We start from the raw sequence: 13,854 nt of genomic DNA on the forward strand, positions 1-13,854 counted from the left end.
GTTTTCAAGGTTGACCGCCTCGTGCTTTCCCGTCTGTTTGCCCTGCCCTGCTACCTGCTGATCGCCCTGCTCACGCTGCTGCCGCTGTCATCCGCCCAAGCCGTCGGCTTGCCCGGGATGCTGGGCGGTTCCAGCAAGACCCAACCCCAGGCCGAAGTGCCCCTGGGGCAGTCGCTGGACGAGGTGATCAAGACCCTCGAAAACGACCAACAGCGTACCCAACTGCTGAGCGACCTGAAGAAGCTGCGCGCCGCCACGCAAAAGGCCCAACCCGCAGCCGAACAAGGTGTGCTCGGGCTGATCGGCAGTACGCTGTCGGGCTTTGAACAGCAGTTTTCCGGTGCCGACAGCCCGTTGGGGCGCTGGTCCAATGAAGTCGACCTGGCCAAGGACGAACTGGGCGCGCTGATGCTGCCGGCCAGCGAGTGGCTGCCGATCATCTTCGGCTTTGCCGTGATCCTGGCGGTGTGGAGCCTGCTGGCCGCCGCGCTGATCTGGCTCAGCCACCGGGTGCGTGAGCGCTTCGGCCTACCCGAAGAGTTACCGCAACACCCGCGCACCTGGGACATGCTGCGCTTTGCCCTGCGCAAGCTGGGCCCCTGGTTGATCGCCCTGGTGATCACGGTTTACCTGAGCTACGCCCTGCCTTCCTCCCTGGGCAAATCCTTGGCGATGGTGCTGGCCTATGCCCTGGTCGTGGGCACCTGTTTCTCGGCAATCTGCGTGATTGCCTTCTCCGTGCTCGACGGCCCGCACCGCCACCGCGCGCTGTATATCCTGCGCCACCAGGCGTTCCGCCCGCTGTGGTGGATCGGCAGTTTTGCCGCCTTCGGTGAAGCCTTGAGCGATCCGCGCCTGGTCGAGGCGCTTGGCCAACACCTGGCCCACACCGCCGCGACGGTCGCCAATGTAATGGCGGCGCTGTCCACCGGCGTGTTTATCCTGCGTTTCCGCCGACCGATTGCGCATTTGATCCGCAACCAGCCGCTGTCGCGCCGCCTGACCCGCCGCGCCCTCACCGACACCCTGTCGATCATCGGCACCTTCTGGTACATCCCGGCTCTGCTGCTGGTGGGCATCTCACTGTTCGCCACCTTCCTGTCGGCCGGCGACACCAGCACCGCCCTGCGCCAGTCGCTGCTGTGCACGGTGTTGCTGGTGTTGTGCATGGTGATCAACGGCCTGGTGCGCCGCCACGCTCTCAAGCCGCAACGCGGGCACAAACGCCACGCGCTGTACTCCGAACGGCTCAAAGGCTTTGTCTACACCCTGGTGCACCTGGTGGTGTGGCTGGTGTTTATCGAATTGGGGCTGCGGGTCTGGGGCCTGTCGATGATTCGCTTTACCGAAGGTGAAGGTCATGAAATAGCCGTGAAGCTGTTCGGCCTCGGTGGGACCTTGTTGTTTGCCTGGCTGATCTGGATCCTCAGCGACACCGCGATTCACCACGCCCTGACCCGCTCGCGCAAAGGCCTGGCCAACGCGCGTGCGCAAACCATGATGCCGCTGATCCGCAACGTGCTGTTCGTGACCATCTTCATCATCGCCGCCATCGTGGCGCTGGCGAACATGGGCATGAACGTCACGCCGCTGCTGGCCGGTGCGGGTGTGATCGGTATCGCCATCGGTTTTGGTGCGCAATCGCTGGTAGCCGACTTGATCACCGGCTTGTTCATCATCATCGAAGACTCCCTGGCCATCGACGACTACGTGGACGTCGGCGGCCACCTCGGCACGGTGGAAGGCCTGACCATCCGCACCGTGCGCCTGCGCGATATCGACGGCATTGTGCACACCATCCCGTTCAGTGAAATCAAGAGCATCAAGAACTACTCCCGGGAGTTCGGCTACGCGATCTTCCGGGTGGCGATCCCCTACAACATGGAAATCGACGACGCGATCAAGCTAATGCGCGATGTCGGCCACGCCATGCGCAACGACCCATTGCAGCGCCGCAACATTTGGTCGCCGCTGGAGATCCAGGGCGTGGAAAGCTTCGAATCCGGCAGCGCAATCCTGCGCGCACGCTTCAAGACCGCGCCGATCAAACAATGGGAAGTCTCACGAGCGTTCAACCTCTCGCTCAAGCGCCACCTGGATGAAGCCGGACTCGACCTGGCAACGCCGCGCTTGAGTGTGCAGGTCGTGACGGCAGGCAGCGTGCAGGAAAAGGACCCGCAACCCAACACAACGCTGTAGCCCCACCGGTAATTACGATACGAAGCGAGCCGCTCTTGATCTGCTTTTGATCTTGGGCGGCTCGGCAGGACGCCATCGGGGGCAAGCCCCCTCCCACATTGGCTCAATGGTGAATCAGTTAGTCAGTGCGGCGCCGTCCATCTTCTGGCGCAAGCTCAACGGCCGCATATCCGTCCACACTTCCTCGATATAGGCCAGGCACTCCTTCTTCATCCCGCTCTTGCCCACAGTACGCCAACCCTCCGGCACAGCCTTATAGTCAGGCCAGATCGAATACTGCTCTTCATGGTTGACCACTACCTGAAACAGGATATCGTCGCGGTCAAATACTGAGGTCATTGCTGTTCTCCATCGCTCAAAGGCTGGCTGCGCACCACGCGCAGCGCTGATATCTGTAAAAACGTACCAGGCATCGAAAAAATTAGACGCCGGCCACCGCCGCTGCCAAAGCGCGCCCGAAGATCTCGGCCACCTGGTCGACTTCCGCCGCGGTAATCACCAGCGGCGGCAGAAAACGAACCACGCCGCCATGGCGCCCGCCCATCTCCAGGATCAACCCGCGCTTGAGGCACTCACGCTGCACCAGCGGTGCCAACAGGCGATGCACCGGCGGGTGACCCTGGCTATCTAGCGGGCCCGTCGGATCCACCAGTTCCACCCCCAGCATCAGCCCACGGCCCCGGATATCTCCCAACTGCGGGAAGTCGCGCTGCAGGATGCGCAGGTGCTCACACAGGCGCTCGCCCATGGCCGCCGCATGACCGGCCAGGTCGTGATCCTTGAGGTAGCGCATCACTGCCGAACCTGCCGCCATTGCCATCTGGTTGCCGCGGAACGTCCCGGCATGGGCGCCTGGCAGCCAGGTGTCGAGCCAGTCGCGATACACCACTACCGCCAGCGGCAGGCTGCCGCCAATGGCCTTGGACATCACCACCACATCCGGAATGATGCCGGCGTGTTCGAAGGCAAACATCTTGCCGGTGCGCCCAAAGCCGCTCTGAATTTCATCGACGATCAGCGCCACTCCCGCTTGCGCGGTGATACGCCTTAAGCCACGCAGCCAGTCGAGGTCGGCAGGGATCACGCCGCCCTCTCCCTGAATCACTTCAACAATCACCGCCGCCGGCAGCACTACCCCGGCTTCGGGATCGCTGAGCAGGTTTTCCAGGTAATGCAGGTTGGCCCGCACACCTTGGGCGCCGCCCAGTCCGAACGGGCAACGGTAGTCATACGGAAACGGCAGGAACTGCACGCCATTGCCCAGCAACGCCCCCAGCGGTTTCTTCGGCCCCAGGCTGCCCATCAGGCTCAACGCGCCCTGGCTCATGCCGTGGTAAGCCCCCTGGAACGACAGCACAGTGCTGCGCCCGGTGGCGGTGCGCACCAGCTTCAATGCAGCCTCCACCGCATCGGTGCCGGTGGGGCCGCAGAACTGGATTTTCGCTTCCCGCGCCAACTCCGACGGCAACAAGCCGAACAGGTCCTGCACGAACTGATCCTTGACCGGCGTGGTCAGGTCCAGGGTGTGCAGCGGCAGCTCATCGCTCAGCACCTGCTGGATGGCCTGGATCACCACCGGGTGGTTATGCCCCAGCGCCAGGGTGCCGGCGCCGGCCAGGCAGTCGATGAAACGACGCCCTTCGACGTCCTCCACATACAGGCCCTTGGCGCGCTTGAGCGCCAGGGGGATACGCCGCGGGTAGCTGCGGGCGTTGGACTCCTGCTGGCGCTGGCGGGCCAGCAGCGGACTTTCGTCGAACTGGTAGAGCGTTTCCGCAGGCGCCAGGGCGTCTTCGATACGGCTGGTAGCGACTGACATCTCTCGATCCCTCAATACGCTGATGATGACCAAACTGCCGATCCGTTGGCGGCTGGCCCAAGGGCATGCGCACGGATTTCCTGTTGTGGAAACGCATCAGCGGGAAAAGGATTTAGGGGACAAGGGCTGTTAACTGATGAATGAAGATCCAATTGTAGGAGCGAGCTTGCTCGCGAAAAACTCCCCGGCGCCGCGTTTATCCAGAAAGCCCGCGGTATCGTTGACGTTTTTCGCGAGCAAGCTCGCTCCTACCTTTGAACAGTGCTCGGTATTAAATCCCGCGGTATTTTTCGTTCAGGGCATACAAGATCGCGCAGGTCTCTGCATCCAGGAACCCGCAATAATCCCTGGCCCGAAAGTGCATCTGGAACGCTCGGGTGCGCTGTTCAAAAGCCCGGCGATTCTGCGCCGGCTTATAGCCGTAGCGCTGAAACGCCCGCTCCACCTCGACCTCTGGCGGCAAAGCGACGCAAAAGCGGCGCTGGTACATTGCGCGTGCTGGCTCATCAAACCAGGCCCCAATCCCGGCCTCATGCAGAACACGCCAGGGCAGCCGAGGCCCCGGGTCGCTCTTGCGCCAATAGGCCACATCCGAATGCCCGAGCAGGTCAGTCGGGCCGACCTGCGGATAACGAGCAAGCACGTCGCGAACCAACGCAATCAGCACGTCGATCTGTGCTTCGGGGTATTCGGGAAAGGTAAATACCCCGGCGTCATACCGCGCCAGGTTGACGATTTCAACGCCAATCGAGCGGCTATTGAGGTCGTCTCTCCCCGCCCAATGGCTTACCCCCGCGTGCCAGGCGCGCTTGTCTTCATCCACCAGGCGAAACACGCGCAGCTCTTCATAACCCGCGGCGCGGTAGCTGGGTTCATCGGGATCGGGCAGTAGATAGTGGGCGCTGACGCCGTGGTGCGTGAGGGTACGCAGGGACGACGCAAAAGGCGCCGCGGTGTAATGCAGAACAACCTGCTGCACGGGCTCGCCCGCGCGCTCATTGAAATCCCTGGCAGGGAAACTGGTGTCGATAACCAACATAAGAACCGTCCTTTTCATTTCAGGCCGAATCATTCGGCCCGTTCAAGCGCAAAAAAATTACCGCCATCCTGAAGGGTTGAATGTCAGGCGGGCGGTAATTACTTGGCACATGAAAAGCAAGGTTCAGCGGCGCAGCGGCATACCCAGCTCAACCCGCAAGCCGTCCGGCTGGCTGTCGAACGTCAGCGAGCAGGCGCAGCGCTGCACAATCGCCTGGACGATCGCCAGGCCCAGGCCGCAGCCTTCGCTGTTGCCATTACGCCAGAAGCGCTGGGTAAGGTATTGCAGGTCTTCACTGGAGATCTGCTTGCCATGGTCACGCACGCGAAACACCACGTGATCAGCGTGGCTGGACACGTTCAGTTCCACGCGGCTATCGGCCGGGGTATGGCGCAAGGCGTTATCCAATAGATTACGCAAGGCCGCGACGGCCAGGCCCACGGGCATTTCCAGCGGTGTACCGGCTAGATCATCGGCCAACACCAGGTCGATCCGACGATTATCACCGGCGTTGGCGTCCTGGATCGCCAACCGGGCGACTTCTTCGGCACTGGACTGCAAACCATCGTCAAATGACAAGCTGCCTTCCACCCGCGCCAGCAACAACAATTGCTCCAGGGTGCGATGCAAGCGATCGGCGCCCTCCTCGGCGTGCGCCAGGGACTGGTCGCGCGCCGCGCCTTCGGTCATACGCGCCACTTGCAGGTGGGTCTTGATGGCCGTCAGCGGGCTGCGCAGTTCATGGGCGGCGTCACCGGTCAGGCGGCGCTCACGCTCGATGGTCTTGGCAATGCGCTGCAACAGTTGGTTCTGGGTGTCGAGCAACGGCTTGAGCTCGCTGGGCAACGGGTGAATCTGCAAGGGTTCAAGAGAGTCGGCGCTGCGGCGCATCAAGGCATCACGCATACGATTGAGCGGCACCAGGCTTTGACCAATGCCCAGCCACAACAGGCACAGGCAACCGAGCAACGCGACGCCGACCGGTACCGAAGCCGCCAGCAGGATCGACAGGTTAAGCGCTTCACGCTCCACTTGACGATCGGCGGTAGTAATCAGCAGGTCGCCCCGAGACAGGGTGAAACTGCGCCAACCCACGCCGTCGATCATCTGGTCGCGAAAGCCGCTGCGGCGCGACTCCAGCCCTTCATCCGGGGTGGTGTGGCTGCGGGCCAGGATCTCGCCGCGCAAGGAACTGACCTGACAGGCCATGCCCCCCGGCACATTCAACTGTTCGGTGCGCAAATGCGCGCCGCCGCTGACGCTGGCCAACCCCGGCATCTGCTCGGTGAGCCCAGCCACCATACGCGCTGAGGCCACCAGGCGCTGGTCGAGGGAAAACATCATCTGGTTACGCAAATCGTTGAGCATCCAGGCGGCCGCCAGCACCCAGATCAGCACAAAAGCGGCGCCCAGCTTGAATGTCAGGCGCAGGCGCAAGCTCATCACTGAGTGTTTTCTCCAGCATCAGCCGGGCCCAGGCGATAGCCCAGGCCCCTGACGGTCTCGACGATGCCATTGCCCAACTTGCGCCGCAGGTGATGGATATGCACGTTGAGCGCGTTGCTTTCCAGCTCATCGCTGAACCCGTAGACGCTGTCCTTGAGCTGCTCGCTGGACAACACGCGGCCCTTGTTGTGCAGCAGCGCCTGCAACAGCGCTTGCTCACGACGGGACAGGTCCACCGGCTCGCCGCCCAGGAAGGTCTCGCGGCTGCTGGGGTCGTAGGCCAGGCGGCCGTGTTCGATCAGGTTGACGCTGCGCCCCGCCACTCGGCGCAACAGGGTTTGCAGGCGAGCGGCGAGTTCGCGCAGGTCGAAGGGCTTGAGCAGGTAGTCATCGGCGCCAGCTTGCAGGCCGTCGACGCGGTTGGTTACCGAGTCTCGTGCGGTAAGGATCAGCACGGGAATTTCCAGGCCCTGGCTGCGCTGTTGTTGCAGCAGCTTGAGGCCATCTTCGTCAGGCAGGCCGAGATCGAGCACCATGATGTCGAACGCCGCGGCCTTGAGCATCGCCCTGGCGGCTGCGGCCGTGGCCACGCGCTCGACCGTAAAGCCCTGGGCACCGAGGCCGGCCACGATACCGCTGGCGATCAGTTCGTCGTCTTCACAGACCAGTACGTGCATGCTGAACCCTTCATGAAAGATGGGGTGATTAGAAAAGGGGCAGATTAAGCGCGCATTATGCCGCTAAAGTTCGCAACATCAGATTATCCCTACACTCTAGGGGGCGTTCTCAATTAGTTTCCCCGTCGCGCCGGGTCTGCTGTTGTGCAGGGCAAGGCGCGAGAAGCGTGGTTTGGTCATTCCAAATAAGCTTCGAGCAACGCAGCCCTGCACAACAGCAGGCCCGGCCCTTCGGGTTGTCGCCTTAAAGCGGGCCAGCCTGCGTTGCAGGCCTTGGAAAGGGAACAACCATTCCCTGCGGCCTGCGCCTTGCCTGGCCCGCTTTAAGGCGACAACGCGGCGGGGAAACTAATTGAGAACGCCCCCTAGAATAGCGTCCGGTTAATCATCGGTTAATCAACGCCACACATTGTGTGCCTCACTTGCATCGAACTAAGGCTTGACCATGCGGCATCTGTTTACCTTTCTGCTGGTGTTGTTCGCGGGATTCGCCCAGGCAGCGCCGGGCAACCCCTTCGAAACCAAACCCGATTTCCTCCCGGTGGGCAAGGCCTTCACCTTTACCTCCGAACGCCTTGAAAGTGGCGAAACCCAGCTGTATTGGCAGATTGCCGACGGTTACTACCTGTACCAGCAACGCATGAAGTTCGACGGTTTGGCCGAACAACCCGTGCTGCCTCAGGGTGAAGCCCATAGCGATGAGTTCTTCGGCGAACAGCAAGTGTACCGCCAGGGCCTGGAAGTGAAGATCCCCGCTGGCACCACCGGCAAGGTCAAGCTCGGCTGGCAGGGCTGCGCCGATGCGGGCCTGTGCTATCCACCGCAGTCGATCACCCTAGACCTGGGCGGCAACCCGGCCGTAGCCGCTACCGCGCAGGCCCAGGACCAAAGCCTGGCCAGCGGCCTGCAGCAACGCAGCCTGGGCTGGAGCCTATTGATCTTTTTCGGCCTGGGCCTGCTGCTGGCGTTCGCGCCGTGCTCGCTGCCGATGCTGCCGATCCTCGCCGGCCTGGTGGTCGGTAGCGGCGCCAGCCCGCGTCGCGGCTTTGCCCTGGCCGGCAGCTACGTGGTGTGCATGGCGCTGGTGTATGCCGCCCTGGGTGTGATGGCCGCGCTACTCGGCGCCAACCTCGCCGCGCTTTTGCAAACCCCGTGGATCCTCGGCAGCTTTGCGGCGTTGTTCGTGCTGCTCGCTCTGCCGATGTTCGGCTTCTTTGAGCTGCAACTGCCCGCCTTCCTGCGTGACCGTCTCGATAACGTCAGCCGCCAGCAAAGCGGTGGCAGCCTGGTGGGCGCCGGTATTCTCGGCGCGTTGTCCGGCCTGCTGGTGGGCCCGTGCATGACCGCGCCTTTGGCCGGCGCCCTGCTGTATATCGCCCAAAGCGGCAATGCGCTGCACGGCGGCCTGATCCTGTTCGCCATGGGCATCGGTATCGGCATTCCGTTGTTGCTGTTGGTCACTGTGGGCAACCGCTTCCTGCCCAAGCCGGGTACCTGGATGAACGTGCTCAAGGGCATCTTCGGCTTCCTGTTCCTGGGCACCGCGGTGCTGATGATTCGCCCGGTGGTCGGCGACAGCCTGTGGATCGGCCTGTGGGGTGCCCTGGCGCTGGTGATGGCTTACTGCGGCTGGACGCTGGCCCGTGAGTTCGGCCTGGCGGCCAAGGTGTTCGGCGCCGGTTCCCTGGTGCTGGGCCTGTGGGGCGCGGTGCTGGTGGTGGGCGCAGCCGGTGGCAGCGATGAACTGTGGCAACCCTTGAAGGTTTACAGCGGCTCAAAGGTCGCCGGTGCACCGAGCGCCCACGATGCCTTTACCACCATCAACGACCCGGCCGTGCTGCAAAGCCAACTCGACAGCGCCAAGGCCCAGGGCCAATGGGTGCTGCTGGACTACTACGCCGACTGGTGCGTGTCGTGCAAGATCATGGAAAAACAGGTATTCGGCAAACCCGAGGTAATGGACGCACTCAAAGACGTGCGCCTGCTGCGCCTGGACGTCACCGCCGACAACGCCGCCAGCCGCGAGCTGCTGGGCCGCTACAAGGTGCCGGGGCCACCGAGCTTCGTGTGGATCGGCCCGGACGGTGAAGAACGCCGTGCCCAACGCATCACCGGCGAAGTGGATGCCACCGCCTTCCTGCAACGCTGGACGCAAACCCGAGACGCGCGCTGATGTTGACCCTGACCATCGGCACCTTCGCCATCGCCCTGAATCACATCCTGCTGATCAGCGCACTGATTCTCGCCACTCTGGTGGGCTGGCGCGTGGCCAAGCGTGGCGGTGAAAACCCCGAATCGGTGTTGTTCAGCCTGTTCCTGCTGGGCATGTTGGCCGCGCGCATCAGCTTCGTGCTGATGTACTGGAGTTATTACAGCAACGACTGGGTCGAGATGGTCGATTTGCGTGACGGTGGTTTCCTCGCCTGGCCCGGCATCATCGCGCTGGTGCTCGGCGCACTGGTGTACGGCTGGCGTCGCCCCGCACTGCGCAAGCCGCTCAGCGCCGGGGTGATCACCGGCTTGTTGTTCTGGGGCATGGCCAGCCTGTCCCTGAGCCTGTATGAAAAAGGCACGCGCCTGCCGGACATCACCCTGCGCAACGCCAACGGCGAAGTGGTGCAACTGGCGGACTACCAGGGCGGCCCGCTGGTGATCAACCTGTGGGCCACCTGGTGCCCCCCGTGCAGGCGCGAAATGCCCGTGCTGGAAAACGCCCAGCGTATGCGCCCCGACGTGACCTTCCTGTTCGTCAACCAGGCCGAAAGCATGCAAAGCGTCAGCACCTACCTGGCCACTCAGGGCCTGAACCTGGACAACGTGCTGTTTGACGCCAGCGGCCGCCTCGGCCAGGCCGTGGGTTCCATGGCCCTGCCGACCACGCTGTTCTACCAAGCCGATGGGCGCCTGATCAACAGCCACCTGGGCGAACTCTCCGAAGCCAGCCTGGCCCGCGCCATGGAACCCTTCGATGACACCACGACAAGGAAACCGACATGCCTCGCCTCCGCCACCTGCTGACCCTGCTGCCCTTGACGCTCGCCGCCACCCTGGCCCAGGCCGAAGACTGGCCGGCGCCGATCAAACAGATCGAAGCCAAGGGCGCCAAAATCATCGGTAAATTCGATGCGCCCAGCGGCCTCACCGGCTACGCCGCCCAGTACCAGAACCGTGGCATGGCCCTGTACCTGACCGCCGACGGCAAAAACGTGATCGCCGGCAACCTGTACGACGCCCAGGGCAATGACCTGAGCACCGCCCCCCTGGAAAAACTGGTGTACGCGCCGATGGCCAAGGAAGTCTGGGCCAAGATGGAACACAGCAGCTGGATCCAGGACGGCGACAAAAACGCCCCGCGCACCGTGTACCTGTTCAGCGACCCCAACTGCCCGTACTGCAACATGTTCTGGGAACAGGCGCGGCCATGGGTAAAAGCCGGCAAGGTGCAACTGCGCCACATCATGGTCGGCATTATTCGCGAAGACAGCCCCGGCAAATCCGCCGCCCTGCTCGCTGCCAAAGACCCGCAAAAAGCCCTGCAAGACCACGAAGCGGCCGGCAAGGGCAGCAAACTCAAGGCGCTGGAAAAAATCCCGGCCGAGGTCGAGGCCAAGCTTGATGCGAATATGAAGCTGATGGATGAACTGGAGTTGTCGGCGACGCCGGCGATTTTCTATCTGGATGACAAGGGTGGGTTGCAACAGCAGCAAGGGGCGCCGTCGCCGGAGAAGTTGGTGAAGATTCTTGGGCCGAAATAAGGTTTTTTCTACAAAAAAGACCTCCTGAATCGGAGGCCTTTTTTTTTGACTCGGCAACCTCTGATCAAACCTCCTTCACGGTGATGCCTGTTACGGCGAAGTCATTTTCCGGGTCGATACCCATTTCCATATTATCCAGCGAAAGTCTCAAGGAACTTGAACTGGCCTGGAAGGTACCTTTAAGCAATTCCCAAGCAGTGCCCGGCCGCGTTATCAAAGTAATGTTTACGCCTTGAACTACGAGCACCAACGCAGGCTTCCTACCGGTACCTGGCGAATAACGATCATGGACCCAGGCACTGAATTCGTACCGTTTCCCCACTTCCAGCCCTGTAAAGTTCTTGAACATTTTCTCGCGCTGTGTAGCGGGATTAGTTGTATTGGTGTATCCCCCGTCTTCCCGATAATATCCATTCGCAAAATCCGGCGGCACTGGACCTTGTTTCAGCCATAAATCTCTCGAATCGGTGGCACCCGCGCCCCTTTGCCAGTTATTCCAGTCTTTTCCGGTAGGGTTGAAGTCCGTGTAATCGTAAAACGCCTTACGAAACTCCAGGTGCAGGACAGGAAACTCAATCGCGCTGGCTTCATGGCCACCAGTCTCTGCCGTGCACTTGAACACCACATCCAACGCGGTTCTATTGCGCAGTTTTTCCAGTTCCTGGCGCTTGAGCACCCGCAATACGCTATCGGCCACATCAGCTGGGGTAATCGGCTCGTTGAGCATCACCCTGATAGTGTAGGGAGAGCCATTTTCCTGAGTGCCTCGACACTCTAGCCATCCCACCTGGCCTGCCAGAATGAACCACCATTGTTCCACAGTGATATGCGCATCCCCTGTAAAGTTCCTCAGGTCCAAAATCCCCCCCTTGGATGCCGGTGGCGTAGCCTGCGGTACAACGGGTGTCGGCAACCGGGTCGGCACACTGATCTTCAACGCAAGCGTCTTCGACGGCGCCAGCTTACAACTACTGGTCACTATGTAATGGATCAGGATGGTTTTACCTGCGCCCTGGATCACCGCTTCACGCGGGATCGCAAAATCGACATAGCCAGGATCGCTATTGCCCGGTTTTGATTCCAACGGCAGGCTCGTACCGTCCGGTTTGACCCACTTCACCTCGATCTCATGACTGGAGCTGACCCGCTCATACTCCACCCGCACCGTCACACCGTTCCGGCCATTCCAGATGGTCAGTTGATCATCCACCGCTTCACACACCCTTGGAGGGGGTAGTGTCAAAGCCTCTTGCTCGATGCTGAAAGTCCGAACAGGGAACTCCACGGCGCTTTCCAGCGCACACTGACCATCGAAGTTCGCCGCAAAATGCAGCTCAAACTCGCTGCAATCCGCCAGCTTTTGCAACTGGGTCCTGTCCATCGGCGTATCGACCCCATCGTGTAACCAGGCAGCATCAAGCGGCACGCCTTCCAACACATAAAAACAATAGTCGCTGCCATCCTCAAGCGTACCGGTTACCCACATCCAGCAACATTGCTTCTCTACCGCATAATTCCAAACAGGCACCACCCCCGTCGCATTCCCCCTAAAGTTGTTGAGGTCCAAGGTATTCCCCGTTGCCTGTTCAACGCTTGGTCTGGTCAGTTGTGGCGCAAGTACTTTGATCAAGCGCTCAGGCGAATACTGGGGCTCGTAACTGTTGAATCGAAGGCTGTAGTTAAGAGTCAAGGTCTTGTTGAAAAGGGCTGCGATGATGTCTGGAGCGACATCGAATGACAGGTTCGTTTCGCCGCTCTTCACGCCCTGGCAACCGAGTGCCACAGGCCCGTAATTTGGCCCGGACGCGTAAGCACAGACATGGTCACCTTCATACATGCCTTCATAACTGACAATGGCATGCCCACCGTTGACCGTGTTGGTGGGATTGACCTGCCATTGGCCTGGAGGCAGCTCAACCGATTCGCGCAAATGGGGTGGGTCCAGATCCTGGGCCGGGTCGACCTGCAAGAGCGAGGTCGTGCGCAGGTGGAAGTCCTCAGCATTGATAGGCAGCGGATTTTCCAGAAGCGGGTCGCCCGGCTCGGGAAACACAGGCGCAGTCTTGTCCCAAATCACTCCCAGATGGGCGGTGATAGCCGAATAGTCTTCGAGTCTGGATAACCAACCTCGCGAAAGAGAGAACTTGAAAACGTGATCAGCATGAGCCTCATGGGGCTGCACCACGTGATCCAACGCCACCCAGATGAAGCGATACGGGGTGACGTGCTGATTACCAGCGACGGTGACGAACAGACGTTGGCCTTCATAGATCATCGGCCACGCCTTGATGTGAACGATTTCATCGCCGGTGAAGTTCTGCATCCTCAGCCACGAGGTGTTCGACTCGTTCCTGGCGTGAAAAAATACCGGCCTCGATACAATCAAATCTTCCTCCCTGATTTGCTGGACTTCCAACTCCAGCGTCAAGGACTCGTGTAATCGACCTCCCGCCGTGGCCGTGTATTTGAACAGCACGGTGTGCCCAATACAGTAGCTGATCAACTGTGCCGGAATATCGACGACTTCAACGCCGTCAGCCACGGAAACGGGCTCGAAAACTGGCTCATCCTGCCCTTTGATAGCCATGTACAACATGACATTGGTGGCCCCCGTCGGGAGTGTCAGTGTGGCTGTCGTGCCCTTTTCTGCATCAATGGGGTACAACACGCTGTTATTCGCTGCGAACTTGATGATTGGGTAAGGCAATTCCGCTGCGGCCAGCGCTCCTGTAGACGAGGTTGACGTAACGCTTACTGCTTGAGCGGAGGGCATATTTTTGGGGGCGGGCTTATTAGCCATGCTAAGACTCCTGTTCTGCGTCAGATAAGTATCATCGTTGGTCATGGGGCCAGAAACTCGACCTATCTAACGCTGGAGTCAGGAGGTTGACTACTGTCAGAATTGACAGTTCTCACGGA

General features: G+C 60.9%; 10 protein-coding genes. 4 read left to right on the forward strand and 6 right to left on the reverse strand.

From position 1 onward, the window contains the following. Positions 1-21 precede the first annotated feature (21 nt). Positions 22-2,199: a mechanosensitive ion channel family protein gene (locus TX23_RS02455; RefSeq protein ID WP_057700866.1), complete on the forward strand. Its 2,178-nt coding sequence runs from the start codon at positions 22-24 to the stop codon at positions 2,197-2,199. Positions 2,200-2,313: 114 nt separating this feature from the next. Here the strand turns inward: TX23_RS02455 and TX23_RS02460 are convergent, their stop codons facing one another. From TX23_RS02460 to TX23_RS02480, 5 genes are all read right to left on the reverse strand, one after another. Further along, positions 2,314-2,538: an MbtH family protein gene (locus TX23_RS02460; RefSeq protein ID WP_049712200.1), complete on the reverse strand. Its 225-nt coding sequence runs from the start codon at positions 2,536-2,538 to the stop codon at positions 2,314-2,316. 82 nt (positions 2,539-2,620) lie between these two features. Beyond that, a complete protein-coding gene (locus TX23_RS02465) occupies positions 2,621-4,018 on the reverse strand; it encodes an aspartate aminotransferase family protein (protein ID WP_057700867.1) in 1,398 nt (465 codons plus the stop codon). 271 nt (positions 4,019-4,289) lie between these two features. Then, positions 4,290-5,057 (reverse strand): N-acetylmuramoyl-L-alanine amidase, encoded by a 768-nt coding sequence (locus TX23_RS02470; protein ID WP_057700868.1) that lies wholly within the window; start codon positions 5,055-5,057, stop codon positions 4,290-4,292. Between the two features lie 123 nt (positions 5,058-5,180). Then, complete coding sequence (locus TX23_RS02475) at positions 5,181-6,500, reverse strand: ATP-binding protein (RefSeq protein WP_057700869.1); 1,320 nt, start codon at positions 6,498-6,500, stop codon at positions 5,181-5,183. Continuing rightward, entirely contained in the window at positions 6,500-7,180 is a 681-nt protein-coding gene (locus tag TX23_RS02480; protein ID WP_057700870.1) for a response regulator, read from the reverse strand. Before TX23_RS02480 ends, TX23_RS02475 begins: the two co-directional genes overlap by 1 nt. A gap of 445 nt (positions 7,181-7,625) precedes the next feature. On the opposite strand from TX23_RS02480, the gene dsbD reads away from it, so the two are divergent. Genes dsbD through dsbG form a run of 3 tightly spaced genes read left to right on the forward strand, consistent with a single transcriptional unit; the run spans position 7,626 to position 10,935 of the window. After that, positions 7,626-9,353: a protein-disulfide reductase DsbD gene (dsbD, locus tag TX23_RS02485; RefSeq protein WP_057700871.1), complete on the forward strand. Its 1,728-nt coding sequence runs from the start codon at positions 7,626-7,628 to the stop codon at positions 9,351-9,353. Then, the gene (locus TX23_RS02490; protein WP_057700872.1) at positions 9,353-10,198 is read left to right on the forward strand and encodes a TlpA disulfide reductase family protein; all 846 of its coding nucleotides are present in this window, start codon (positions 9,353-9,355) and stop codon (positions 10,196-10,198) included. The genes dsbD and TX23_RS02490 overlap by 1 nt, the downstream gene beginning before the upstream one ends. After that, the gene (gene dsbG, locus TX23_RS02495; RefSeq protein ID WP_057700873.1) at positions 10,174-10,935 is read left to right on the forward strand and encodes a thiol:disulfide interchange protein DsbG; all 762 of its coding nucleotides are present in this window, start codon (positions 10,174-10,176) and stop codon (positions 10,933-10,935) included. Before TX23_RS02490 ends, dsbG begins: the two co-directional genes overlap by 25 nt. A gap of 64 nt (positions 10,936-10,999) precedes the next feature. On the opposite strand, the gene TX23_RS02500 is transcribed toward dsbG, so the two are convergent. Beyond that, a complete protein-coding gene (locus TX23_RS02500; protein WP_157243896.1) occupies positions 11,000-13,735 on the reverse strand; it encodes a hypothetical protein in 2,736 nt (911 codons plus the stop codon). Between the last annotated feature and the right edge of the window lie 119 nt (positions 13,736-13,854).

The organism is Pseudomonas paralactis, assembly GCF_001439735.1.
GTDB classification, from domain to species: Bacteria; Pseudomonadota; Gammaproteobacteria; order Pseudomonadales; family Pseudomonadaceae; genus Aquipseudomonas; species Aquipseudomonas paralactis.